Genomic DNA, 25,966 nt, shown 5'->3' on the forward strand with positions numbered 1-25,966 from the left:
CAGCGCTCAGGGGATAAACGGACACAAGGAGATAGGGTGGTATGTGGCATCCGAGTGAACTGGCTTATTGCAGTAACCTTCACCCTGGCGAAACGCTGGCTGACGTGGAAGCGAATCTCAGCCGATTTTTTTCACCGGTGATGGCGAAGCGGGGGCAGACTCAGATGGCGAGTGGCTTGTGGCTGAGCGCAAGCGCTGCATCGGAGTTACAGCATCCTGAAGCCTTGCAGCATTTCCGGCACTGTCTGCAACGCAACGGTGTGTCGCTGACAACGTTAAACGGCTTTCCTTATGGCAACTTTCACCAGAGCGAGGTGAAAGACGATGTGTATCTGCCAGACTGGAGTGATCCGAGACGACTCATCTACAGCTGCCAGCTGGCGGTCATTCTGGCGAACTGTCTCCCACATCACGTGACGATGGGCGCAATTTCAACTCTGCCACTCGGCTACCGGCAACACTGGAATGACGACAAGCACCAGAAAGCGATTGAACATCTGATCTGGCTGAACGAAGAGCTTGCGGTCCTGAAAGATCTGGAGGGACGGCATATTCAGGTCTGTCTGGAAATGGAGCCGGACTGCGTGCTCGAGTCAACCTCACAGATGATTGATTTTTTCGCGGCCTTGTCTGCAGCAAATGGCGGCTATCCTGAGCATCTTGGCGTGTGCTTTGATGTCTGCCATCAGGGGGTCATGTACGAGGATGCCTATGATTCTCTGCGTCGTCTGACGGAAGCCGGGATCTATATTGGGAAGATTCAGATTTCGAATGCTTTTGAAGTCGATACGCAGGCACTGGAGGATCCTTTGTCGGACTTACCGGACGTCCTGGCGCAATTTGCGGAAGCGCGATATTTGCATCAGGTCAAAGCCCGGCATGCCGACGGGCGCCTCAGTACCATGCCGGATCTGTCTGAAGCGCTGTCAGCCATGTATGCACCGGGCTCAGAACTGGCTGAGGCCGAGAACTGGCGGGTCCATTTCCATGTGCCACTGGATATGGCCCAATGTACTCACCCGGCCATGACCCCCCTGCACGACACCCTGAACAGCGTCTTCCAGTTTTTGTCTGATTACCGGTATCAGGTTAAACCCTGGCTGGAAGTAGAGACTTACTCCTGGCTGGTTTTACCGCCCGGATTACAGCCACAAAATGACGATGATTTGATTGGCGGTATCGTCAAAGAACTGAACTGGCTGGAACAGCGTCTGAAAGACAGAGGCTTATTACGCTATGACTAAGCCACTGATTGTGATCAATATTGTCGGGCTGACTCCTGCGTTGCTGGGGGAACATACCCCGCGGCTCAATGCGCTGGCGAATGAAGGCATCATGACGCCCTTGCAGGGTGTGTTTCCAGCTGTCACGGCGACAGCACAGGCATCAATGCTGACCGGGCTGAGCCCTGCGGAACACGGGATTGTCGGGAATGGCTGGTATTTTCGCGAACTGGCGGAAGTGAAGTTCTGGTTGCAGCCGAACCAGCTGGTTCAGGGAGAGAAAATCTGGCACAAACTCAAGCGTACGCGTCCTGATTTTCGCTGCTCGCAATTGTTCTGGTGGTACAACATGTATGCTGATGTGGATCATGCGGTGACGCCACGTCCGCATTACCCGGCAGACGGCCGTAAAATTCTCGGATTATATTCCGAGCCCGCTCAGCTGCATCAGGACATTGAAGCGAAAGTCGGCACATTCCCGTTTTTCAATTTCTGGGGACCCGCGGCGGACATTCGTTCCAGCCGCTGGATTGTCGACTGCGCCATGGTGGAATTCACCCTGAACCGGCCGGATCTTCAGCTTGTCTATTTGCCGCATCTGGATTACAACCTGCAACGTCTGGGCCCGGATTCGCCGGAGATCAACGCCGATCTTGCTCAGATTGATTACGAAGCCGGACGTTTGATTGACTTTGCCCGCGAACAGGGGGCGGATGTCATGGTGGTGTCTGAATACGGAATGACCCCTGTCAGCCAGTCGGTCTCGGTGAACCGGATGTTACGGGAAGCCGGGTTGCTGCAGGTCAGACAGTCGTTGGACTGGGAACTTCTGGATTGCGGCGCGAGCCGTGCTTTTGCCGTTGCCGACCATCAGGTCGCTCATGTGTATATCAAAGATCCGCGGGATATCCAGCCCGTGAAACAGTTCCTTCAGTCCCAGCCCGGCATTGAACAGGTGCTGGATCGCTGCGAACAGCAGGCCGTACAGGTCAATCATGAACGCAGTGGTGAGCTGGTTCTGATTGCAGAGACCGGCTGCTGGTTTGATTACTATTACTGGTTCGACGACAGCAAAGCGCCAGATTTTGCCCGAACCGTAGATATTCACCGTAAACCCGGGTATGACCCGGTTGAACTCTTTGTCGACCCTGCAATTCGTTTCGTCAAACTCAAGATTGCTGCCCGATTATTACAGAAAAAGCTGGGGCAGCGCATGCTGATGGATGTCATACCGTTAGATACGTCGTTAGTGAAAGGCAGTCATGGCCGACTGGCGGAATCCCCCGAGCATGGACCGATTTTCATCACCAATAACAAGCAGATGTTGAATCGGCTGAATCAGCCGGATTGCTTATCCATGCAGCAAGTCTGTGGTCTGTTGCAACAGCACTTTCAATAGCGAGGCAATATGAGCTACTTAAATAACTTGCGGATGGTGTTCTCCGGCAGATTCCAGTCGGATGTGTCTACCGTCAATAATGATGTCCGGCATTTTGATGTCGAGAAATTCAAGCCGGAATATCAGGAATACCAGGACAAGACCGGATACAACGGTTGGTGGAACCCGTGTGGTTCCGGTGCTTTCCGGCTGATCGACTGTCAGGTGACAGAAGTCGGTTATCAGGACGGCACCACCACCAGCGATCCGCAGAAAGATCCGGTGATTGGGATGCTGATTGGCGGTTCCAACGATCTGGTCAGCGCCAAAATGGTGGATCTGGATCCGCAGATGCAGCTGGTTTCCGAGTTGTGGGGCCTGACTATGCGCCTGACTGACGGCAAAATCCCCGGCTTTTTTGAAGGCCAATTCCAGCCTGCGCCGTTTCGCGACATTCTGTTCGGACGCCAGCAGCAAAGCGGCGGCGGGGATCAGACGGCAACGGCCATTTATCAGTCGGTGCTGGAAGACTTGTCCTGGGTGAATGTCAGTCATTCGCCATTCCTGCAGCAACTGAAAGCGATGTCGGAGAAAACGGGCAAGCTGTCGGTTCGCATGATGGTTTACAGCTATAACATGGACCGGACCAGTCCGGAATTTACCATCGGGCGAGTGTCGGGTGTGATTGGCCCGGCATTGGAAGGCGAGCCGGACAGCTTTGTGCTGGGGCGTCGATTTGCGCCGGCAAACGGTGACAGAACGCCGCAGAATATGAACTTTTTTAACGCTCAGGTGGATGCAGAAGGACGCAATATTTGTGTGGACCTGAGTAATGCTTTACCCCTATTGAATGGCAATGGTGATTTTGTCGATATTGGACCGATTCAGCTGGTGATGCTGGGCAGCGAATTTGATGAAGGCACCACACATCTGAGCGAGTCGGTATTCACACCCATTGGCGATCCGATTCCGTATATGAGCACAAACTGGATGCACAATACCGGGGCGTTGTTCAATGCCACGAATCTGACAGACAGGCAGATTCAGGCCATGAGTTCACAGCCACTGGCTTTACTCAATACGAATGACAATTCCATCCTGATTCGTGAAACACAGGACGGGCTGCTGGTCCGGGCCGAGCAGGTGGTTCACCGGCTGAATCCGGATATGCCGGTGGCGGTTGATTTTTATGCTTCGCGCTATGGGGTGCCGTCGAAAGGCGAGCAAATCGAGGTCACGCTTCAGCCGCCGACACCTGGGCAGGGTGGTGGTCCGGGCGATCTGGGCGTCCCGATTCCTGTCATCAATATTCCGGCATCCGCGATCACGATGGGCGAAAATGCCGTCACGAATGCTGACGGAAAAGCCCGCTATGAATATTCGGTGAAAGGGCCCGGCAATCCCAGAAAATATATGGACGGTCAGGTGTATCTGATGAGTTATACACCGGTTGGTGCGCCGAACTATATTCAGCAGTTCATGGATCTCATTGCCAATTTGGTCTTTGACCATTACACCGTGCCGGCACAGCCGACCTGGAATGACGTCAAACCTATCATGAGTCAGTACAACAACTTGTATCCGGTGATGGGACGGATGCTGGTCAACCTCAGCAGCTATGCGTCAATGGTGCGATTCCGCAGTGTGCTGGAACTGGCCTTCTCCCGGGAACATAACGATCCCAACTATATGCCGGTGACACGCGACCTGTCTGAACCCAAACGGCAAATGATCCTGAAGTGGCTCTGTGAGCAGGACAGCAGCGGGAAGTATGTGCTGCGTCGCGGTCAGGATGATGCCCCGCTGCCGATTGAACCCTGTGCGTCCTGTGAAATTTCTGAGCCTCAGGGGCAGGTGAAAGCGCGTCTGCTTGCTGAAGCGCCGGAGGTTTTGAAAGGGTCAAAAGAGCTGGCAGCAGACCTGTATCGACGTCATACCAACAAACAAGATTAAAGGGCGGGCAAGATCATGTTGAAACTCAAAAAGGAAGTTGTTGAAAAGATTCGCAGGATTACTAATGTCGTGGAATTACATTATTACCTGCAAAATGCCATTGAACTGGAGCATGCGACGATTCCGGTTTACCTGACAGGGCTGTTTTCACTGAAGCAGGCCCAGAACGTGGAAGCAGGGAATCTGGTGCGCAGTGTGGTGATTGAAGAAATGCTGCATATGAGCATAGCCTGTAACGTGCTGAATGCGATTGGCGGTCAGCCTCAAATAAACAAGCCCGGGTTCGTGCCGACTTTCCCGGGGCCGTTACCCATGGGCGTTGGCGAAGACCGGGGGTTGGTTGCTACTCTGGCGCCGCTGACCAAAGAACAGGTCAAAACTGTCTTCATGGCGATTGAGGAACCGGCAAATCCGATTGATATCCCGGTTGAGAAACTCATGCTGGCAGCTGACCCGTCCTATACCACGATTGGTGAGTTTTATCAGGCCATTATTGACAAGATTCAACAATTAGGGGACGGCATTTTTACCGGTGATCCCAGTCGTCAGCTGGCCGATACCAAATGGTTCCCATCCAATGAGCTGTGGGCCGTCACGGACGTGGAGAGTGCCTGCAGCGCGCTGCAACTGATTGTGGATCAGGGGGAGGGCAGCAGTAAGTCGCCAGTCGATGAGGAGGGTGAGCTGGCACACTATTATCGTTTTGCTGAGATTTATTACGGCAAACGTCTGGTCAGAGATGCCGGTTCTCCGGTGGGCTGGTCGTTCAGCGGGGCGCCCGTGCCGCTGAATCCGGATGATGTGTATAACTTGAAACCAAATGCCAAAGCGGAAGATTATCCGGCAGGCAGTGTGGCCCGGCGTTATGCAGATCAGACGAATTACACCTATTCCTCACTCCTGAACTCACTGCACCATACCTTCAACGGGGAACCGCAGCAGTTGGATCATGCGATGGGACTGATGTATGAGCTGCGTCTGAGCGTTCAGAAAATGGTAACCATTGACCTGGGCAATGGCGTATATGCTGCGCCGCCGTTCCAGTACGTTGCGACCAACGTGTAAGGAGGACTTATGCGTCATCCGTTTATCTTTCATGAGATTGTCACGCCGTCACCTTCCGAGCTGTGCCGTTTCTATGGCGAAGTGTTTGGCTGGTGCTTTCAGCAGATGGATGATCAGGGCGCGCTGTTTGCCATTCTCCCGGACAGACCCGGCGATGCACCGGCTGGCTTACTGACGCAAACCTCGGCAGAGCCGGGGTTTGCTCAGGCCACTTTGTTTTATGTTCAGGTCGGGGATATTGATAGCTTTCTGCCCGGGGTTGTTGCGCTGGGCGGAGAGATTGTTATGCCTGCTGCGTCATCAATGCTGGGAGAGTGGCAGTACCGTCTGGCGGTGATTTCAGATCCGCAGCAAAACCAGATTGGTGTGATGGAGCCGGTGACTCGGGACGGTCAGATGGTTCCTGTTCCTGTCACGCCTTTCCGGTTCAATGAAATCGTGACGCCTGAGCCAATCACCCTGGCTGATGAATTTTATGCGTCACTGTTCGATTGGCAGATACGGCAGACTGGCACTGCGGAAGCTCCTTTTCTGACCATCAGCACGGGACAGTCGCAAGGCCCGGAAGGCGGAATTGCAAAAATCGCCGACAGGCCGGGATTTAATCAATTCGCCAGCTTTTATATTGAAGTGAACCATCTTGAATCGGCATTGGGGCGAATTGTTCAGTCAGGCGGTCAGGTAGTGATGCCTCAGGTAACGGTCACATTAGGCAAGGACAGCGTCACGATTGCAATGTTTACGGATCCTCAACAGAACCAGCTCGGTTTAATCAGCCGGATGGGAGGCAGCGCATGAAACAACGACAGGGTATTTCTTTGCGCAGACGGTCTGTGTTGACTGCGTCAGCGGTGAGCATGGTGTTGAGTCTGATTTTAGGCAGCTTCAGTCTGAATGTGCAGACGTTCGCTGCAGAAGCACCGTCTGATGTTTACTTCACTATGGGGGTTCACAATAACTTCGGCTGTGAACCTGCGAGTGTTTGCCTGCCAAAACGGCAGGTGGGAGATCCCACTGATCCTCAGTATCCGGAATATTGGGTCAGCGACTGGACCATGTTCAGAGTTTTTCAGAATTATCAGAGTAATCCGCCACCGTATACCAATCCGCCGTCCACGCTGAGTGCACAGGATTATACCGTGTCGTATGGCACGACGTATTACGACAGCACGTATCGCCCGTCTGACGGGGACGGTGAGGGTGCCATGATGGAGCATTACGATAAGTACTGTCTGCCGATTTTTCCGATTCAGAATAACAATTACACCTGCTCCTTCATTTCGCTCGGGAATAAAGCTTACTTCCTGACTTACCCGGAAGACAGGCCCGCAGATATGCCGGAATGCTGTTTGTTTTCACCGGAAAATCATCCGCCACGACGCGATTTCATCAAACATTTGCCTTACAGCGCAAAGCGAAGTGCGCAGCTGAATGATTCGGTTCAGGCTTACGCCCTGACATTACAAGGCTCTGAGCCGATTTTGTTCGGTTATGCTTTCAATAAAAACGCGTCCCCGGATGCGAATAACGGTGTCTGGTACCGGCATCCTCAGTCGTTCTATTTCTCCGGGGATACTACGACTGCTAATGCCCCGATTGTCAGCCAGAATTACACGAGCTTCCGGACTCAGAAACCGAATGCGAAAGACACCTGGGACAGAGTCGGGCAAATGTGCACCGCAACACCCTTGCCGAAATGTCAGCTGTTTAGCGCTCAGCAGGACACGCAGCAGCAACAGGACACGAAAGCGTTGCAAGCTGTCCCACAATCTGTCCCCAGCCAGCGTGGTGCGGGTGTATGGAGTGATTTGAAACCGCCAAGACTGAAAAATTAAGGTGGGCAAAATCAGGGTAATCGATTGAATGCGTCCCTTGACAGCAGCTGCGCTTTTTCAGGGGACGCATCGAAACTTTACTGATTAGTCAGTCGGATAGTAAGCATTGCAGTTGAATGCGTTTTGGCTGGCATAAGCGTTTCTGGGCTGGCCGACATCCGTATTCCGGTCACCCAAGGTATTCGGCCCTGCATGGATGGCTGCCATGGCAACAGAACAGGCATCGTGATGATTGCCCTGGGTACAAAAATTTTCTGCGTAAACAGAATTGATGGGGCCAATAATAACGCCATTGCCTTCCTGCCCGCACTGCCAGTTGAATCCGGCTAAATATTCCCAGTCTTTCCGATGGCCAAATAAGAGCCTCACCATGTCATCTTCGTAGGGGCCGCCCCAATTAAACGTCCACAAAAAGACAGAGTTGATGTGAGACTTGTGCGCAATATCGCCGCTGAGATAGTTTAAATTATTCATATCCCAGGAAGGCCCTGTATGCGTGCCCAGATCCCCTAAAAAGGGATTCCCGGCAGACAAACCACACTGAATCTCCCATGATTTGCACTTCTCCGCGGCAGTATTACTGTCCCGGTTGCTATCGACTTCAATAATCAACGTACTTTCCCGGTGACGTTTAAACCGGGAGATGTCGGCCCTGATCACTTGTGTATAGGCCGTATCGAGCTGACTGACCGGCCATACTCCCCAGAATTTCCGAAGTGAGCCATCACCTGTACCCAGAGCGTGGTCGACGATTTGCGTGAGTGTCTGATATTCTGCGTCTGAGCGCTGTCCTGACTTTATATCGAGCCAGACCGCACCCATGTGATTGATACTTGCCCCGTTGATGCCTGTACCTGTATGGGCTGTGTTTAATACCTCCGATAAATTATAAGCTTTGGCATCTCCCCGGTGATACGCACACCATTCTTCCTGACTGCACCGAATACGGGGTGAAATCTCCGAGGCATGCGTAATATCAATTTCTATCGCATTCAGCCCGTCATCAATTGCATGATTGACGGATGCCGGGCTGTTTGCTCTGTGTGCAAATATCCAGGCGCCGTTGGAAGCAAAACTCTGAGCAGAATAAAAAATTAATAACACAGGGATTAATATTATCATCGGGTGCATTGTTTCCTCCGTGAATACGGTTGTGAACGATATAAAGATTCCATCATCGTTCGAATTGAATGAGGTTAATATTTTTTGATGCGATGGTATTGAGGTGTTGAAGTATTTTCTGTTTTGCCGGTTCGGTTGATTGAACAGCTGATGATCACATGAAAATTTTAAATTGAATCAAACGGTATGATTGTAGGTGAACACGACTAACGGGGACAGGCACTTTTCCGGGGCTTGTGTCCAATCTGCGAGCGGGTGAGCGTTGTGTAACGGGGCGCTTTCTTAACGGTACAGGTACGATTGAGTCAAGGACCTATCCCTGTATGCTTGTCCCTTTCTGCTTGGCTTATTCGCGCTCTATTTATTGCCAGTTACATTTAAGAAATCATCTGATCAGAGCGCCATAAGGAAGGGTATTTTGTTGAATTCATTTTGGAGCCATATGAGCGGGTTAAAAACGGCCTTGAAGAAATCGATCATCTATCTTGCGATGATGATTCTGTTGGCTTTGGTATTTCAGTTTACCTTTGGACGCATTGTTCATGGCACGACGATTGTGGCTGCCCTGATGGTGTCGATTGCTCTGGCGCTCAGGCTGCAATTAAAGCATTTACCCGTTCTGTATGTTCTGGTGGCTGCGTTTCTTGGTCTCGACAGAAAAATGCATTGGTTTCTTTTGGTTACACCTAAAGCAGAGCAGCTGTTTTTCATTGCGACAAACGCGATGTTTTACTGCCTGCCGGTTATCGGGGCGTTGCTCCTGGAAAAGATCTGCCGCAAATGCGAGCGATTGATAAGTTGATAGGTAAAGGGTGATAGGTGATAGCGTTCACCGAAATAGAAAGGCACCTCAGCGATGAGATGCCATGAAGATGCAGGCCGAACCTATTCAGATTACCTGGTGAGGGCGTCCCAGCTTTCCTGGAAGTTGACCGTCCAGAATTTCACTTCATCTTTTTTCTGCGGAAATTTCATCGTCACCCACGTTTCACGGGAAAATGACTCTTTCAGTTGCTGTAGTGCTTTTGGGGATTCAGGTACCGTCGTCATCAGGTGCTCTGAATCACAACTGACCTTCATCTTGACGGTCACATTGTTGACCAGTACATCACTCCGCTCCGGCATTGTGTCAGGGCGGCAATATCCGGGCCATTGAATAGCGATTGAAGGGGTGCCCGTGGTTGTGTGCGTCAGGAATACCGTATAGCGATCTGGCCTCATTTTCGCTGCGGTCGCTTCAGAGTACTGTTCTAAACGTTGCCGATAAAGTGTCCCTTTTTTTTGAGACAGGGTGATCCCTTCCTTAATTTGTGTCTCCGTGACTTTCAGACCCGAGATGAAACGGATGGCCCATTGCAGGCGTTCATTGTATTTGTCTTGATCGATTTTCAGAACATAGTCATCTTCGGATGGCACCAGACTTTGTTCAATGATCGATAAACTATCTAAAGTCTGTTGAAATTCATCATACTTCTTTTTCGAAATCTGAGAATACAGAGTCGTTGCACGATATTCTGACGGTTCATGACTTTGAAAATGACTATAACTCACACGTTTGCCATTTTGTTCTTCAACCAAAGTGCTTTGATGGAGTGAATTGGCAAAAGCCAGTTGCGTTTGAAACGCTAGGAATGGAATCAATGTAAAAGCGAATAACTTCATCATGAAGATCCAAATATGAAAAAACACAGGTGCATATGGCGACCATGTTCAAGAAAAATTTTATGATTGCGCCAATGGTCGTCATTGAGACGGGCACCGTTGTGACTTTCAGGACAGAACAAGACAGCCGCATCGAATGATGCGGCTGTCTGAAGACGATCGTGAAAATGCAGGCGGCTGGTTAGTTCATTCTCATCGATTCGGCAGGTTGGTATTCACTTGCAATCGCTTCCGAGCTTTGGGAATGCCGATGACTGGCAGACGTTTGCCATTCACGGAAATCATGGCCTGTCGGTGCCTGAGAAACACGCAGTCCAAACTCTGGGAGTACCGCATAGAGATGATCGAAGATGTCCGACTGAATGCGTTCGTAATCTACCCATACCGTGGTATTGGTAAAGCAGTAAACTTCCAGTGATATGCCTTCATGTGTTGGTGGCAGCTGGCGGACCATAAGCGTCATATGCTGATGAATACTGGGGTGCTGACGCAGGTATCGCTCCAGATATGCCCGAAAACTACCAATATTTGTCAGCCGTCGACCATTGATACGGCATGCCAGATCAGAGCGGCTTTGCTCGTTATACCGGCTGATTTCTTCTACCTTATCTTTCATATAAGGTTCCAGCAGCTGTGCCTTGCGCAGGTAGCGGGTTTCTTCTTCAGAAAGAAAATGCACGCTGGTGGCATCGATCAACAGGCTGCGTTTAATCCGTCGGCCTCCGGACTGCTGCATCCCTTTCCAGTTTTTGAATGAGTCGGAAATCAGCGCGTAGGTTGGAATCGTGGTAATGGTTTTATCCCAGTTCTGCACTTTCACCGTGGTCAGACTGATATCAATCACGTCTCCATTTGCGCCGTATTTCGGCATTTCCAGCCAGTCACCCACACTCAGCATTTTATTGGCCGAAAGCTGGATACCTGCCACCAGACCTAAAATCGGATCTTTAAACACCAGCATGATTACCGCCGTCATCGCACCCAGACCACTGAGCAGGATCACCGGCGATTTCCCAATCAGAATCGAGGTACCAAGCAGTGCCGCGATAATAAAGAAAATGATCTTCAGGCTCTGGGAAATACCTCTCAGCGGCATGTTGCGGCCAGCCTGAGTATGACCCAGCAGAACTTCAATCACGCCAAGCACGGCAAAGAGTGTCAGGAGACCGTACAGAACAATCCAAAGCGAGGTGAGGGTTTGCAGAATTTCATAGACGGCACTTTCATCGGAAAGCCAGAGCTGTGCCTGAATCGCAATGACAATCCCCTGAATCAGCAGGGCAAACCGGCTGAATAATTTCTGGCCAAATACGGCTTTGTGCCAGAGCGTTTCACTGTGACCTGTAAACCGGTTTAACCACAGAATGACCCCGCGATGCAGAATTAAATGAATCACAATGGAAATCGCGGCGATCAGACCCAGCGCTTCACCAAGGTCGATCAGGCGTTGAACATCTATCTGATGAGAGTTGAACCATTCCGTAAGCATGGAAAATTTTGCTGCCTTCAATCAAAAACCAGCCGCCAATGTAGCACGAATACACGTTTATCTACATGAGGCAAAGGGTTAAAGATTGTGACGATCGATGGAAGTGTTGGAGCAATGGCATCCGTTTTATCTATGCTTGTTAACGTTTGCAGCGTTAGTGTTCTCAATTTATCAATTGTGACTTTCATCTAAGTAGTTGTTTTGTCTCTGTGAAAAAATACCGCATGAAATGTCACCTATGTATGCAGAGGTAAAATGAAAGTTCAAGAAAGGGCTGCTCAAATTTGGCCTTTGCTAAGTTCAGCTGCATCAAGTAGATATATGGTTTCATATGGTATTGTTGGTAAACTTATTGGTGTTTCTCAGTACGCACTGTCACAAATTCTAGAACTAATTCAGTCATATTGCATTCTGAAAGATCTTCTGCCTATAACTGTTATTATTTTTAATAAAACTGGTGAGCCTGGAGTTGGTTTTATTGCGGCATCGGATGTTCCTTTGGCTCAGCAAAAGGTGTTTGAGTATCCTTGGGTAGATTCTAAAACTGCGACTGTTGATGAGTTGCTGGAAGCAGTTCAAAAATATCCATCTTGCGGATTTCCTGTGGCTGTCGAACCAGACAAAGTTAGATAAAACAATGAATCATGATTTAGTTACTACAAAAATTAAGATAAAGGAGTAATCGTGTTTTCAAAATGGTTTGACCCAAATAAAAGCTTTCTGAGCCTTGGTGTTGTATGGATAGTAATTGGTTTATTAACTGGTATTGCTGTGTTGATTTCAGCTGCAATTATCGTAAATTCATTTTTGGTGTGGGATTTCTCATATCTTGGGTTTAACAACTTCATTGTTGTATTCAAGGTGCCACTTGGTGTACTTGCATTGATTATCCCTTTAGTTGCCTTGCTTGCTGCGAATCATCGTTCTGAGCAAACGAAAGAACAAATACGATTAAATGGTATTCAGAATAATTTCTCTAATTACTATAAACACAGAGAAGAATTTGAGAAATGGTTGGAGCAATTTAATTTTAGGAACATGAAAGGTGCAAGAATAATTCATGATCAGATTTTCCCAAACTCAAAATCTGGTGATTATACAATTTCAGATCAACTGATTTTCGACATTGAATCGTTGAAAAATTCGATTGAAGTAATAGCTGAAGATTTTAAACGTGATAATAAGATAAAACTATCCACTATTCAAGGATATGGTCAATCAATGACCACTATTCTTTCATATTATTTGACTGAGTATACATATAGGGAGCTGGAGCTGTTTTATAAAGATGGTAAGTATAATATAATCGATTATACTGAAAATAATAACAGCCTAAATATCATAAAAAAATTAATTATGAATTCTGAAATAATACTAGGTCAGATTAATAAGGTTTGTGAATTTGATGGGGTGAACCTTATTGATTTTAATTTAAAAAAACGTTTTTCACAATTTTATGAGCCAATTGATATTAATAAGGTTTTAGAGAAAGCCTGAATATAATCATTTCCATAAGCTTAGTCGGATTTTCCATTACGCACATACTTGAATATATGAATGGTGCGGCCATTTTTCTGTTGTTCAAAATGGCCTTGTTCCCGCTCATAATTTCCATGTCACCTTCCTGGCCTTCACCGGGGTAGTAGAAAATGCTATCGTCACCGAAGTCGTCTGCATAGCCGAGGGTTTCCTTGAATTCATCAGAGTTTCTTTAATGAATTTACATAAAAGTTCGAATGTTCTTTGATTACTCTTAAAAGAGTTGTCAGATTTTTCTTCAAGCTCACCTAGAAATTGGGTCATGTGTCCATGTAATTGGTCTAATTTCTTTGCCAATAATTTATTCTCTATAAAATCTTCTTTAATATCTTCAAAGAATTGAATTGTGTTGACAAATAATAGATAAATTCTTTGGATATACTTATGGTTTCGGCGCATGTAAATATAGAGTACAGAATTTTTGTGAAAAAGCTCTTACCTGTGCCATTTGGTCAACAAATAACAGTAATGTTTCAAAGATTAGAATGTCATTTTTTAATTTTTCACTAGATTTTCAACTTTAATTTGTGTTTTAAGTTAATTACCTAAACCTTCCCAAAACCTCAATATCCCTTTCATTCAACTGTACTGTAGAGTTGGAGAACTCAATCGCTACCTTGTTGCCAGGCAGCTTTTAAAGAGAGTTGATGGACACATCACCGTCAATTTTGATCAGATATTGGCCTGAAATTGCTTTGTCAAAGCTCTTGTCTACAAATACCAAGTCGCCATTTTGTAGACACTTGGTGATTTTGGGTATGAAAAAGGCCGCTCAAATGCGGCCTTAAACACTTCGGAAAAACCGAGTTATTCTTTCCCGTACACGTTATTTTCTTGCTCACGAACACGGATGAAAGTGGTGCGTTTGGTCAACTCTTTGAGCTTCGCCGCGCCAACGTAGGTGCAGGTTGAGCGCACGCCGCCCATGATATCCTGGATGGTGTTTTCAACCGGGCCACGGTATGGCAATAGTACGGTTTTTCCTTCAGCGGCACGATAGTTGGCAACACCGCCGGAATGCTTGTCCATCGCGCTCTGTGAAGACATCCCATAAAATTTCATGTAGGTTTTGCCGTCTTTTTCAACGATCTCACCGTTACTTTCTTCATGGCCGGCCAGCATGCCGCCGAGCATGACGAAATCGGCGCCGCCACCGAAGGCTTTGGAGACGTCACCGGCGCAGGTGCAGCCGCCGTCGCCGATGATCTGACCGCCCAGACCGTGCGCTGCGTCGGCACATTCGATAATGGCAGACAGTTGCGGGTAGCCGACACCTGTTTTCACGCGGGTGGTGCATACAGAACCCGGACCAATCCCGACTTTGACAATGTCAGCACCGGCCAGAATCAGTTCCTCAACCATATCACCGGTGACGACGTTTCCGGCGCTGATCACTTTATCCGGGAAGGCTGCGCGGACTTTTTCAACGTACTCAACCAGATGTTCAGAATAACCGTTCGCGATGTCGATGCAGATAAATAGCAGATCGTCAGACAGAGCCATGATGTCTTTGGTTTTCTGGAAATCCGCATCTGAAGTGCCGGTGGAAACCATCACATGTTTCAGGACATCAGCACCGTTGCTGTGAACAAAGCCTGCCCAGTCATCCACGGAGTAATGTTTATGAATGGCGGTCATGACATTGTGTTTCGCCAGTGCAGCAGCCATGTCGAAGCTGCCGACAGAATCCATATTGGCCGCGATAATCGGCACGCCAGACCATTGACGGCCACTGTGCTTGAATGTAAAATCGCGGGTTAATTCAACTTGAGATCGGCTTTTCAGCGTTGAACGTTTCGGACGAAACAGTACATCTTTGAATCCCAATTTCAGGTCTTGTTCGATACGCATTGAAGTTTCCTTATCTGTCTTCAGTGTTGCTATCGGATATTGCTCTTCAGAGTATGAACTATTGGTAGATAGCTTCATTGTCTGAAGAGCAGGCACAAAAAAACCGGAGCGTTGGCAGACGCTCCGGTTTTCAGCATTATAGGTGGAGAAAATTTTTCCACAAGTCTGAAATATGCATTTTTTTTCTGGTATCCTCCCGAAGATTACATCCCCGTTATTCCTCCTGAGAATTCGGAAACGAATTGTCAAAATTGTCATTTTTTTGCTTTTTTTTCTTCCAATCTGACCTAATCCTAGGATAATCCGAGGGTCTGATTATCTTTCGTGGTTGTTATTTGTCCGGTATTAAACGTGTTGCGCCGGACCGGATCGGCAGCGTTTCTTTCGACTGCGTGATGCCAGCTGATGACGAAAGGTAAACAGATCCAAGTGTCTCGCTGGCTAAGTGGATAGATTTACCTTGTTAAGCAAAAGAAAAATAAAGCAAATATTCCCGCTGGATTTTTACGGTGAGGATGGCAGCTGGCGCTTTATTCTTCGGGCCTTCAACCCCGGGGAAGTGCTGGATGCAATGTATTGGCGTGCGTATATTTCCTGCCATCGGAAGGAGTTTGATTTGCTCCATCTGGCAACCGACAAATTTAACTATAAGTACAACTACTCGGCATCGGATGACGCAGAATTGCACCTGGGTGCAGTCGGGTCGCCAATGCGGGTGAATATGATGGGGCCGATTGTGCCGGTAAGTCATCTGTTGGCTTACCTGGCAGAGAAGCGGGACGCTAAGGCGGCATCCCCTTCTTCTCAGACATCTGATGAGGGGCTTGATCAGCTTCAGGCGAAACCATCCTGAATCGAAAATGAATCAACCTGAAAAAGGAGCTGTGGCTCCTTTTTTCATGTCTGATTTTGGGAATTACCGGGTGGAGCCATGAGATGAAGTCGGCTATCTTAGGTTTTGCAGCCACAATAAAGAGGGTTAATGGATGATGTCATGGACGCAGGGCGGATGCCTGGCAATGATGCTGCTGGTGACACAGCCTGTTCTTGCAGCGAAATCAGATGTTACAGATTTTGCTTCTATGTCGGAGCTGGTCGGAAAATGGCAATGTTTGCCCGATAAAAAAGCATCAGAAAAGGAAGAAAGCTGGGTAAATTACGACATTCATCGTGATGGCAAAGTGGTTTCAAAAGAATGGATTCGCTATCAGGAGCAGGGGAAAACGGAACTGGAGTTCAACCTCTTCGTTGATTACCTGCTTGAAGCGCACGAAGGCCAGTACCGGCTGAAACCTGTTTCGATGAAACGGGAAATTCTGGTTGATCCGTATAAGGCGGATCCGTTCGGCTACGATGCGCAACGTGATTTAATGGGTTACCGTATCTTCCTTCAGCCTGTGCTGAAAGGAAAAAACACGGCGAAGTTTGAAATGTGGTACCACATTACGCCGCATGACCATTTCTCAATGCAATGCCAGCGTCGTACGGCATAGTTGGAAACTAGTCTTTCCGTAGGTTTTTAGCACTGGAAATCGGGGTCGGGAAACGACTCACAACCCAGTAAGTCGATAAAATGAAGGTGGTCAGGGTGGCCGCCTGAATAAATAACATCCCCTGATCGGAGACCAGTCCGGCGGTCAGCGCAGTATAGGCCAGTAAGAGCGAAAACTCGCTGGCCTGACTTAAGCGGGCCGATAACTCGCGGGTCGCCTTTTCACGGGCCAGTTTTAGTGCAAATGCAAAACCGAACGCCTTCACCACAATTAAAATCACACCAAACAAACATCCCCACAGCAGCACCACATCTCCCCGTGTGAATTCCATTTTTGCTCCGACAGCGAAGAAAAACAGAATCAGGAAAAACTCTCTTAAAGGCTTCAGGTGCAGGGAAATGGCCTGGGCCACCCGGCTGATTGCGATGGAAAGTCCGGCGACAAAGGCGCCGATCTCATAGGAAAGGCCAGCCAGATGTGCTGTTTCTGCCCAGAGCAGGCACCAGGCCAGTGCAGCCACGAAGGTATACTCCTGAATCACATCGAAGCGACGGAACAAGGGCAATACCAGATAGCGCACGCCCAGATAAGCCAGCAAGCAAAGGAGCGCCAGTTTCATCAGAATGAGTCCGAACGCGCTGAGCATGGCATCCGGGGTGCGGACGTTCATAAACAGAATGACGATAATGGCCAGCATATCCTGGATCAGTAAGACGCTTGTCATCACTTCCCCAAGACGCTGATGGTGCAGTGTGGTCGTCGGAATCAGCTTTAAACCGATCACCGTACTGGAAAACATCAGTGCGGCTGCAGCGACCAGTGCGTCAGCCAGAGACAGGTCAATCAACCATCCGAATCCCAGGGTGACCAGAAAAAAAAGGCAGCAGGTGCCCAGTGTGATCAGGGCACTTTCCTGAAACAGGCTGATGAGTTTAAAAGGCTGCAGGTTCAGGCCAAGCAGAAATAACAGCAGAATGACGCCGAACTGTCCGAACTGAATAATCCGGTCATTATCCGACAACATTCCGAGGCCGCTGGGGCCAAGGGCGATGCCAGCGGCAATATAAGCCAGAATAATGGGCTGGCGGGCATAGAGAAAAAGTGTCCCCAATAATGCTGAACTGACCACAATGATTCCGATTTCGAAAATCATGGTTTGCAGCTCATTCAGCATACGGCCCCCGGGCGATCAGAATCAGAAATGACATTTTAAAAGCATAGATGTTTTTAATTCCCGGGGAGTTTTGCTTGCTTTTCAGGTTCAGAATTCTGCGAGAATTGCTGCCAAACGTTCAATTTTGATGTTGGAGAGCTGCCGATAATCGAAATACGGGCAGACAACCAGTCTGTGTTCCCGGTTGATGGCAAATTCGTGATCCAGCCAGGTCAGAGGAATGTTCAGCTGACCTGCGCTGATTAGCTTTTTGGCATATGTTCGCCCCATGATGATGTGGTATTTGAGGGGGAACGCCAAATCAGTCGCCAGATCGGGCGGGCTGAAAAGCAGCGCAGTCTGACAGGATGGCTGGAGTAAAAAATTATCCCGGTAGTGCTGCCAGCTTGGTGCTTGTGAGGCGAAGGGAAATCGCTGGTGATCCAGGGCGCCAATCAGTTTGGCATAAACATTAAACACTTTTCGCCACCCGTTGCCGCAAGCCTGACCAATGCTGTCAATCTCTCCTGGGATTGCAGGTTGCAATTGATCAAGCGTTGCCATTCCGGGCATATCAGGACGGTTCTCGATATAAGCCGCGAAGGTGAAATCCGGGCAGCCCAGCCCGATCAGGTGGTTGTTGTTTTCAGGGGCGATCTTGTCGTTATTTTCAGGCATCTGTGTCGATTGTCTTGAATATGCAGAGTGTTGAATGAATGTTGCGTGATTTTACTTAAGCTTTACCTGATATTGACACTGCTTTACCAAGCTATATGTACGCTGTACATAAATGCAAAAGAACAGGTGGCATTCTATGAAAAATCTATGGATTGGTGCGCTGTGTCTGTCTTTGGTCATGCCAGCAATGAGCTGGGCTCATGGTGGCAGAGATCATGGATACGGCCATGAACATCGAAAGTACTACAAGCACAAACACAGACATAAACATCATTATCATGAACCAAGACACTATCACCATCGGGATGTTGTCGTGGTGCATGAGCGGCCGCGTAGAGAATATCACAGATCGAACTTACCGGAACTGGTGACTTTTGCGGTGATTTCCGGGATAACCTACGCCGTTATCGACAATGCTTTTTATAAGCAATCTGGTGACAAGTACGTTTACACGTCACAACGTCCATAACTTACGATCCTCCAGTCTCTTTGAAATCCTCCAGTTTTAACCTTCCTGACGTTAACCATTTTGGTGTGCGGCAGGGAGGCTTTCTTCATTCGAATATCACGTCATGATTCAATTCGATAACAATATTTTGAATGGGATTTTTATCACAAACAGCATAATAAACTGGTTTTTGATGTGATCTGAGATGGCTTTTGGAATCAGAATCAAAAAGCCAAATCATTTAATATCAATGGCTTACATTACTCCTTAGCAAAGAACTCTGGTTTTTCAAGGGTCCAGTAGAAAAATCTGGTTTAATAGGCCAGTGTTTTTCACTTGGGTAGAGCTATTAACTGAATTATCTCTAGTTGATGAAGTTTATCACTGCAAGGTGTTGGCAAAAACGAATTTTTCTTTATCCTCTTGTGTAATGAAATTGTTAATCGATGTTTGCATTGTCGTGCAGGCTGAGACGTACGCCTTGCTGGATGCAGGGTGTTGCTATGGATATGGCGCTTGCTAAGAGGAGCAGATGCAATGAGTGTTTCAGTGGATCGTACCCTTCAACTCACCCAACTAAGTGGACAGGCTATCAGCGATCTGTCTCCTTCGTTTAATCATCTTCCCAAAACAGGTCATGCCGACGGTGAATACCGTTTGCGTCGCTATTCGATTGTGAAAGCGACCGCTAATGGTATTGAGCATCTGCCGCAAAGAGCATTTATGCAGTCGGATGAAATCAATCATTTTCAGGGTAATGTCGCCCGGACATTTGAACCGCTGGAAGACAAGATTGTTTACAGTACGGGTATGCGCGAGATGTGTGAAGTATTCAAGCGTGCCAATGCACTGTCAGACGATCAGGAAATTGAAATTCATCAGATTCGTATCGCTGCGCTGGACGGAGAAACTCAGGTTGCGCCGGAAGGTGTCCATCAGGATGGCTTTGATCATATCGCCGTAATCGGCTTTGGTCGCGAGAACATCGAAGGTGGTGAGTTCCTGGTCTACAAAACGAAAGATGATTTGCCCATTCTGAGCATGGAGTTGGAGCAGGGTGAGGTTGCTATTCTGGCGGATAATCAGCTCTGGCATAACGCGCGTCCGATCAAAGCGGTGAAACAAGATCAGCAAGGTTATATGGACCTGTTTGTTCTGACGGCCCGGGAGACAAATTATGCACTTTGATGTGGCGAAGGTTCGTCAGCAATTTCCCGCACTGAATCAGCGGGTGAATAACGAACCTGTATATTTCTTTGATGGCCCGGGTGGTTCGCAGGTGCCTTCGACAGTGCTTCAGGCGATGACGGATTATCTGGGCCGCTATAACTCAAACCTGGGTGGCGCTTTTTTCTCGAGTGAGGTGACGGTGTCACTGATGGCGTCCGCCCGTCAGGCTGTACAAGCGCTGCTGAATGCCCCTTCACCAGACAACATTGTTTTTGGTCCGAACATGACGTCGCTGACCTTCCAGCTCAGCCGTGCGATTTCGCGTGACTGGCAGCAGGGTGATGAAGTGATTGTGACTTCACTGGATCATTATTCCAATGTGTCCAGCTGGCAGCAGGCTGCGGATGATAAAGGCGTGCTGGTTCGCCAGGTTCGGGTCAACGAAGATGACTGTACGCTGGACTATGCACATTTTGAGTCGCTGCTGAATGAGAAAACACGACTGGTTGCGGTGACTTATGCATCGAACACAACCGGCTCTGTGGTGGATGTAGCCCGAATTGTTGAAGCGGCGCATCGTGTCGGAGCGAAGGTTTATGTGGATGCGGTTCATTATGCACCGCATAAACTGGTAGATGTTCAGGCACTTGGCTGCGACTTCCTCGCTTGTTCAGCATATAAATTTTTCGGACCCCACGTTGGCATTGCTTATGTGGCTCCGCAGTGGCTGCAAACGCTGAAACCATACAAAGTAGAACCGGCGACGGACATTGGTCCGGGGCGTTTTGAAACCGGCACGCAGAACTTTGAAGGTTTGGCCGGCGTGATTGCGGCAATTGACTATCTAGCTCAGTGGGGAACACCGGAGCAGAATCTGCGGCAGCGTCTGGAAACGAGCTATGCACAGTATCAGACTCATGAAGAAGCGCTGAGTCAGCATTTCCTGAATTGGGTCAAAAAGTTCAGCAATGTGTCATTGTTTGGAATTGAGGATGAGACGCAACTCGCAGAACGTACGCCAACTTTCGCGATTCGTGTTGAAGATGTCCCGCCGTCGGATATAGCATTCCGGCTCGGTCAGCAGAACATGTGTGTCTGGAATGGCCATTTCTACGCATTAGGCCTGTGTCGCCAGCTGGGTATTCTTGAGAGTGGTGGCGTCATTCGTATCGGTTTTATGCACTACAATACCAAAGAAGAAATTGACAAACTGTTTGAAGCTTTGTCTCCATTCTTAAAAACAAAATAATTATTACAGCGTATTGCTGAACATCCTGTCACAGGCTTTATTACAAGCCATATATATCAAAGCCCACGTACGCGTGGGCTTTGTCGTTGTTTGCCGGCCAGACTTCAAATCTTACGGCTTCCGGGTCAGCTGCACTTGCATGTTCTTGGCATTACTTCACAGGAAGGGGCCTGAGTCATCAGATTTCGAAAGTATCCGGTCACTGTGGTTGTCCCTCGTCTTCTTTCTGAGGAAGGTGAGAGAGCTTGAGCATTCTTTTGTACCATTCGGTCAGTACAAATCCGGAATACGAATCTGGAAGCAAGCTTGCACGTTTCTCATCTATGATATCGTTATAATGCTTGTGAAAAATTTTCAGGGTTGGATGACCCTTCATAACAGCGAGACAGAAAATGTTGAAATATATTGTGATTGCTCTGGTGGGCCTGGGGATTTATATCGGCGTGACCTATAAAGATCAGATTGAAGATATGCTTGATTCACGTCCGATGGAAGAAGCGCATGATCTGCTGGAGGATATGGGTGACCAGGCAGCAGATGCCAAAGATGCTCTGAACAAGCAGCTGGGATCTCTGCAAAACTAATCGCATCGCTCATCGGTGATGGGCTGGTACAGATGTCAAAACGGCGACCCTGGGGTCGCCGTTTCATTTGACTGTCAGCTGTCTCAGACAGTGTATTACAGTTGCTTAAGCTTTGGCTGTTTGACCGTTTGCTTCAGCTTCAGCTGCGCGGCATGCAGCAGCGGTAAAGATAACATCAGTTGAGCTGTTCAGCGCAGTCTCGGCAGAGTCCTGAATCACACCGATGATGAAACCGATCGCAACGACCTGCATCGCAACTTCGTTCGATACACCGAACAGGCTGCAAGCCAGTGGAATCAGCAGCAGAGAGCCACCTGCAACACCAGAAGCACCGCATGCAGAAACTGCAGCGACAACACTCAGCAGCAGGGCAGTGAGCAGATCAACCTGAATACCCAGTGTATTCACGGCAGCCAGTGTCAGTACAGTGATTGTGATTGCTGCACCAGCCATGTTGATGGTGGCACCCAGTGGGATAGAGACAGAGTAAGTATCTTCATGCAGATCCAGTTCTTTACACAGTTGCATGTTCACTGGAATGTTTGCAGCAGAACTACGGGTAAAGAAGGCAGTGATACCACTTTCACGAACACACTTCAGAACCAGCGGGTATGGATTCTGTTTCGTTTTGTAGAAAACGATCGCAGGGTTCACAATGAACGCGATGATAGCCATAGAACCCAGCAGTACAGCCAGCAGGTGAGCGTAGTCACCCAGAGCGCTAAAGCCGGTTTCTGCAAAAGTTTTCGCAACCAGACCGAAAATACCGATCGGTGCCAGACGAATGACGAAACGAACAATCAGCGTAACGCCGTTCGACATGTCCTGGAATACTTGTTTCGTTGCATCAGATGCTGAGTGCAGGGCAAAACCCAGACCGACAGCCCATGCCAGAATACCGATGTAATTGCCGGACAGCAGTGCATTGATCGGGTTATCAACCACTTTGAACAGCAGCGTGTTCAGAACTTCCGCGATCCCTTCAGGTGCAGCCTGATTCGCGGTACCAGCATCCAGAGTCAGAGTTGTCGGGAAAAGGAAACTCAGGGTTACTGCAGTAAGCGCGGCCATCAGTGTACCGAACAGGTACAGCATGATGATTGGTTTCATGTTGGTGTTTGCACCTTTCTTCTGATTTGCAATTGAAGATGCAACCAGAATAAATACCAGTACAGGGGCAACAGCTTTCAGGGCACTGACGAACAGACTGCCAAGGAAACCGACTTTCATAGCAGCATCTGTAGATACAGCAGCAAGGACGATACCTGCCACGATACCAATAAGAATCTGGATAACCAGACTGCCATTGGCAATTTTTGCAAGGAATGGTTGTGGTTGACTCATACTACATCCTGAATGTTTTGAGTTGGTTCGGAAGCGTTTTATGTTGTTTGCGGGTGGTTTTGTAACAGGATAATCGATGGATTTCCACACTTCTTTTTATAAACTTTTAGATTACACATCATTAACCTTCCTGGAATCTGTGTTTTGTGAGCAACTTATCAATAATAAATTACTGCTTTTAGAGCAATCTGCCTGTTTTCCTGCCTTTGACAGTATGCTATGTGGAATGCTTCGCAAAACACCGAATGTTAAATGTTAAAAAAAATCCTGCCATAAAGGCAGGATTAGAATGCAACGGATGTAACAAACAAGCTGCATAATCCGTTAGATCTCAAACGAATTGGGCAGTAAACCGCTCATTAGCCTTTACTTCTGACCGGGGGTAAATCCGGTACCAGTGGCGCCAGCGCTTCTGACTGACCAGCTTTGTGTTGGGCAGTGGTTTCCTGTTTCAGTAATGCCAGTAATTGGCGGTTATCCCAATTGGTCGGAGATTTTCCATAGCAGGCACGCATCATTCTGGCGATTTCTGTTTCAAGATCCTGTTGGTAGGTTTCAGTCAGATGCGTTTTATCCCAGCGCTGATAGCAGGTCTGAATCAGCATCGGCTGATTTGATTGCACCGCAGAGATCAGTTCGGCTTTGGCGGATTGGTCAGAATGGCTGGCGGCGCTTGAGACCTTTGGCTCTTTGACCGTGAATTTGCGTGCGCGCAGCCAGAGTACCAGTGTGATGATCCAGAGCATGGTGACAATAAGTGTCAGCCACGGCCAGAATGGTGCAACGCCCTGTTGCTGAGGCGTATCGCCAGACAACGAGTTCAGCGATTGACGGGACAGGTTTTGCGAGGATTGATCGCTGTCCTGACTGCTTGCTGACGGTGTCTGTGGATTGGATGCATTGGCTGTACTGTCTGGTTTCACCTGAAGTGTCTTGCCGTCTGCAAGACTTTGCTGCTGCTGGCCTTTCTCAGTATTCCACCAGTTGACTTTTAATGCCGGAAGAGAAATGGCGCCGCTCTGGCGCGGAATAATCACCTGCTTCAATGTCATAACGCTGTAGTCACTTTCCTGACTATAGACCGGTTTTTCACTGTAAACGCGGACAGAGTCCGGGTAGCTCAGAGATAGATCAGGCAGCTGACTTTGCGGTGTCCCTTTCATTTTCAGCGTCAGGACACGGGTCACCGGTTCGCCGACTTTCAGTTCAGCACTGTCATTCTGCCATTGCTGTGACAGCTGAAGGTCAGCGGTAGGCAACCAGAGTCCCTGATAGGTGTCCGGTTTTCCCTTCACCGCTAAAGACTTTGGTTCCGCCTGGATATTGACCGGAATTCGCAAGCCGACGCTGCGGCCTCTGCCGCTTTTAAATGCCGTGCCTGTCAGCTTGGCACCTTGCAGGGTGATATTGCCCGGTTTGGTGGCCGTAATCCGGTATTTCCGGTTGATGATAGTATATTGCCGTCCGTTTAAGACGGTATCAGCCTGATGATCTTTACCAACCTGAACAACATCAATGCCGTCGCCCTGAGGGGAGGCCAGACTGGCCTGCTCAATTTGCTCACCAATTTTTATCTGAACCTGATAAATCTGGCTTTCACCGACATACAGGGTGTCCTTATCCATCCGGCCGGTGACTTCAATGGCAAGATCGGTCGCCGGACTGGTTTGACCCGGCTGGTTACTGACGGTGATGACAATGGGGTCAGAGCGGGTTGCGCCAATCCGAAAAGCCGGAATGGTCAGCTTGCCGGTTGATTTTGCGGCCAGTGCCACCCGCCATTCGGTCCGCCGGGTTACTGAACCATTGACAAAGCTGCTGAACGAGCTGGTACTTGGCGTGCCGACGGTGAAGTCTTTCTTCAGCGGAGACAGATCTAGGGCATTGTTGCTGACGCTGTCATCAATACTGACCTTCAGCTCAAAGATTTCATTGATGCCAACCTGATTGGACGAGACTGTTGCCACGACCTGTGCAGCGTTGGCTGAGTAAGAGAGCAAACTTGCGATAAGAAGTATCACGCCTGCCCAGACCCGGTTTTGGACGAGTTGATAAATAAAGGTGAAATGCTTGGCGTTCATAGTGAGTCCTTGCTGCTGTAGACGCATTACCAGCGGTTTTCCGGTGCATCAGGCGAGTCTTTTTCTCTGGCCTGAAGCAGGATCTGCGCCTGGATTAATTCGCTGGTACTGTCTGGTATTTGCTCTAGTTTTTTTAATGTTGGGTTGCTGGCCGTCAGGCCGCCGACGTCATCGCCAGTGGCATTGTCTTGATTTCCGATTGCGAGTTGATCATCTTTTTGTTGATCACTGTTGTCTTCTTTCGTTTTGCTTGTCTGAATTTGCTTTTCTGTCTGAGCAGACTGAGAGTCTTCTGAAGAAGCATCAGATTCTGATCGGGCATGGCGCTGCTGTTCAGTCGCTGATGAATCCGGCTGAGATACTTGTTGCTGTTCATCACCCTGATTCGGTGAACCCGGTTGTTGCTCAAACTGAGCCGATTTCCCAGATTCAGCTTGCGCTGACTGATCATCTGTACCGGATGAAGGATCAGACGGTTGCCTTTGTTGTTGGGCGTTTCTCTCTCCGGAGGATTGCTGTCCGGTAGCGCCCTGGTTGTTTTGCGAACCGGACTGTTTACCTGCAGCTTGATTTGACTGAGAATTCTGGCCTTGTTGGCCTTGTTGGCCTTGTTGGCCTTGTTGGCCTTGTTGGCCTTGTTGGCCTTGTT

At 48.6% G+C, this 25,966-nt stretch carries 23 protein-coding genes and 1 pseudogene; 15 read left to right on the top strand and 9 right to left on the bottom strand.

What is annotated here, in order from left to right:
- Nucleotides 1-41 precede the first annotated feature (41 nt).
- The 6 genes from eboE to SPK40_RS16285 are packed head-to-tail and all read left to right on the top strand — an operon-like array spanning nucleotide 42 to nucleotide 7,454.
- On the top strand, nucleotides 42-1,244 hold the full coding sequence (gene eboE, locus SPK40_RS16260; protein WP_330961171.1) for a metabolite traffic protein EboE: 1,203 nt from the start codon (nucleotides 42-44) through the stop codon (nucleotides 1,242-1,244).
- Nucleotides 1,237-2,622, top strand: a complete 1,386-nt coding sequence (locus tag SPK40_RS16265; protein WP_330961172.1) for an alkaline phosphatase family protein — start codon at nucleotides 1,237-1,239, stop codon at nucleotides 2,620-2,622. The genes eboE and SPK40_RS16265 overlap by 8 nt, the downstream gene beginning before the upstream one ends.
- 9 nt (nucleotides 2,623-2,631) lie before the next feature.
- On the top strand, nucleotides 2,632-4,554 hold the full coding sequence (locus tag SPK40_RS16270; protein ID WP_330961173.1) for a hypothetical protein: 1,923 nt from the start codon (nucleotides 2,632-2,634) through the stop codon (nucleotides 4,552-4,554).
- Between the two features lie 15 nt (nucleotides 4,555-4,569).
- Entirely contained in the window at nucleotides 4,570-5,619 is a 1,050-nt protein-coding gene (locus SPK40_RS16275) for a ferritin-like domain-containing protein (RefSeq protein WP_330961174.1), read from the top strand.
- A 9-nt stretch (nucleotides 5,620-5,628) separates the two neighbouring features.
- Nucleotides 5,629-6,417: a VOC family protein gene (locus tag SPK40_RS16280; protein ID WP_330961175.1), complete on the top strand. Its 789-nt coding sequence runs from the start codon at nucleotides 5,629-5,631 to the stop codon at nucleotides 6,415-6,417.
- Nucleotides 6,414-7,454 (top strand): hypothetical protein, encoded by a 1,041-nt coding sequence (locus SPK40_RS16285; protein ID WP_330961176.1) that lies wholly within the window; start codon nucleotides 6,414-6,416, stop codon nucleotides 7,452-7,454. Before SPK40_RS16280 ends, SPK40_RS16285 begins: the two co-directional genes overlap by 4 nt.
- 84 nt (nucleotides 7,455-7,538) lie before the next feature.
- Here SPK40_RS16285 and SPK40_RS16290 read toward each other — a convergent pair whose 3' ends face one another.
- Nucleotides 7,539-8,585 carry a hypothetical protein gene (locus SPK40_RS16290; RefSeq protein ID WP_330961177.1) on the bottom strand — a complete coding sequence of 349 codons (1,047 nt, stop codon included), beginning with the start codon at nucleotides 8,583-8,585 and terminating at the stop codon, nucleotides 7,539-7,541.
- A 433-nt stretch (nucleotides 8,586-9,018) separates the two neighbouring features.
- Between SPK40_RS16290 and SPK40_RS16295 the strand changes: the two genes are divergently transcribed.
- Entirely contained in the window at nucleotides 9,019-9,378 is a 360-nt protein-coding gene (locus tag SPK40_RS16295; RefSeq protein WP_330961178.1) for a hypothetical protein, read from the top strand.
- Nucleotides 9,379-9,470: 92 nt separating this feature from the next.
- Here SPK40_RS16295 and SPK40_RS16300 read toward each other — a convergent pair whose 3' ends face one another.
- Nucleotides 9,471-10,241: a hypothetical protein gene (locus SPK40_RS16300; RefSeq protein ID WP_330961179.1), complete on the bottom strand. Its 771-nt coding sequence runs from the start codon at nucleotides 10,239-10,241 to the stop codon at nucleotides 9,471-9,473.
- A gap of 178 nt (nucleotides 10,242-10,419) precedes the next feature.
- The gene (locus tag SPK40_RS16305) at nucleotides 10,420-11,727 is read right to left on the bottom strand and encodes a mechanosensitive ion channel family protein (protein WP_248142599.1); all 1,308 of its coding nucleotides are present in this window, start codon (nucleotides 11,725-11,727) and stop codon (nucleotides 10,420-10,422) included.
- A gap of 255 nt (nucleotides 11,728-11,982) precedes the next feature.
- On the opposite strand from SPK40_RS16305, the gene SPK40_RS16310 reads away from it, so the two are divergent.
- Nucleotides 11,983-12,360, top strand: coding sequence for a hypothetical protein (locus SPK40_RS16310; RefSeq protein ID WP_330961180.1), 378 nt, complete (start codon nucleotides 11,983-11,985; stop codon nucleotides 12,358-12,360).
- 51 nt (nucleotides 12,361-12,411) lie between these two features.
- Complete coding sequence (locus SPK40_RS16315) at nucleotides 12,412-13,224, top strand: hypothetical protein (protein ID WP_330961181.1); 813 nt, start codon at nucleotides 12,412-12,414, stop codon at nucleotides 13,222-13,224.
- 849 nt (nucleotides 13,225-14,073) lie between these two features.
- Here SPK40_RS16315 and SPK40_RS16320 read toward each other — a convergent pair.
- On the bottom strand, nucleotides 14,074-15,117 hold the full coding sequence (locus SPK40_RS16320; protein WP_330961182.1) for a GMP reductase: 1,044 nt from the start codon (nucleotides 15,115-15,117) through the stop codon (nucleotides 14,074-14,076).
- 460 nt (nucleotides 15,118-15,577) lie between these two features.
- Here SPK40_RS16320 and SPK40_RS16325 point away from each other — a divergent pair, with 460 nt between their 5' ends.
- Nucleotides 15,578-15,970, top strand: a complete 393-nt coding sequence (locus SPK40_RS16325; protein ID WP_248142595.1) for a hypothetical protein — start codon at nucleotides 15,578-15,580, stop codon at nucleotides 15,968-15,970.
- A gap of 133 nt (nucleotides 15,971-16,103) precedes the next feature.
- On the top strand, nucleotides 16,104-16,610 hold the full coding sequence (locus SPK40_RS16330) for a hypothetical protein (protein ID WP_330961183.1): 507 nt from the start codon (nucleotides 16,104-16,106) through the stop codon (nucleotides 16,608-16,610).
- A 7-nt stretch (nucleotides 16,611-16,617) separates the two neighbouring features.
- Here SPK40_RS16330 and SPK40_RS16335 read toward each other — a convergent pair whose 3' ends face one another.
- Together SPK40_RS16335 and SPK40_RS16340 are read right to left on the bottom strand one after the other, a co-directional pair.
- Nucleotides 16,618-17,763, bottom strand: a complete 1,146-nt coding sequence (locus SPK40_RS16335; protein ID WP_330961184.1) for a cation:proton antiporter domain-containing protein — start codon at nucleotides 17,761-17,763, stop codon at nucleotides 16,618-16,620.
- Nucleotides 17,764-17,871: 108 nt separating this feature from the next.
- Nucleotides 17,872-18,441: a DUF6942 family protein gene (locus SPK40_RS16340; RefSeq protein ID WP_330961185.1), complete on the bottom strand. Its 570-nt coding sequence runs from the start codon at nucleotides 18,439-18,441 to the stop codon at nucleotides 17,872-17,874.
- 136 nt (nucleotides 18,442-18,577) lie between these two features.
- Between SPK40_RS16340 and SPK40_RS16345 the strand changes: the two genes are divergently transcribed.
- The 4 genes from SPK40_RS16345 (at nucleotide 18,578) to SPK40_RS16360 (ending at nucleotide 21,892) form a co-directional block, all read left to right on the top strand.
- Nucleotides 18,578-18,910, top strand: coding sequence for a hypothetical protein (locus SPK40_RS16345; RefSeq protein WP_330961186.1), 333 nt, complete (start codon nucleotides 18,578-18,580; stop codon nucleotides 18,908-18,910).
- A 516-nt stretch (nucleotides 18,911-19,426) separates the two neighbouring features.
- Entirely contained in the window at nucleotides 19,427-20,077 is a 651-nt protein-coding gene (locus SPK40_RS16350; protein ID WP_330961187.1) for a 2OG-Fe dioxygenase family protein, read from the top strand.
- Complete coding sequence (locus SPK40_RS16355) at nucleotides 20,067-21,308, top strand: cysteine desulfurase-like protein (RefSeq protein ID WP_330961188.1); 1,242 nt, start codon at nucleotides 20,067-20,069, stop codon at nucleotides 21,306-21,308. Before SPK40_RS16350 ends, SPK40_RS16355 begins: the two co-directional genes overlap by 11 nt.
- Nucleotides 21,309-21,700: 392 nt before the next feature.
- The gene (locus SPK40_RS16360; RefSeq protein ID WP_248142588.1) at nucleotides 21,701-21,892 is read left to right on the top strand and encodes a YtxH domain-containing protein; all 192 of its coding nucleotides are present in this window, start codon (nucleotides 21,701-21,703) and stop codon (nucleotides 21,890-21,892) included.
- A gap of 105 nt (nucleotides 21,893-21,997) precedes the next feature.
- On the opposite strand, the gene sstT is transcribed toward SPK40_RS16360, so the two are convergent.
- The 3 genes and pseudogenes from sstT to SPK40_RS16375 form a co-directional block, all read right to left on the bottom strand.
- Nucleotides 21,998-23,236 (bottom strand): serine/threonine transporter SstT, encoded by a 1,239-nt coding sequence (gene sstT, locus SPK40_RS16365; protein ID WP_248142587.1) that lies wholly within the window; start codon nucleotides 23,234-23,236, stop codon nucleotides 21,998-22,000.
- 359 nt (nucleotides 23,237-23,595) lie between these two features.
- Entirely contained in the window at nucleotides 23,596-25,317 is a 1,722-nt protein-coding gene (locus tag SPK40_RS16370) for a BatD family protein (RefSeq protein WP_330961189.1), read from the bottom strand.
- A gap of 26 nt (nucleotides 25,318-25,343) precedes the next feature.
- Nucleotides 25,344-25,966, bottom strand: a pseudogene (locus tag SPK40_RS16375) (hypothetical protein); the annotation flags it as partial.

The sequence above is a fragment of the Photobacterium sp. 53610 genome (genome assembly GCF_036409375.1).
Taxonomy (GTDB): Bacteria; Pseudomonadota; Gammaproteobacteria; order Enterobacterales; family Vibrionaceae; genus Photobacterium.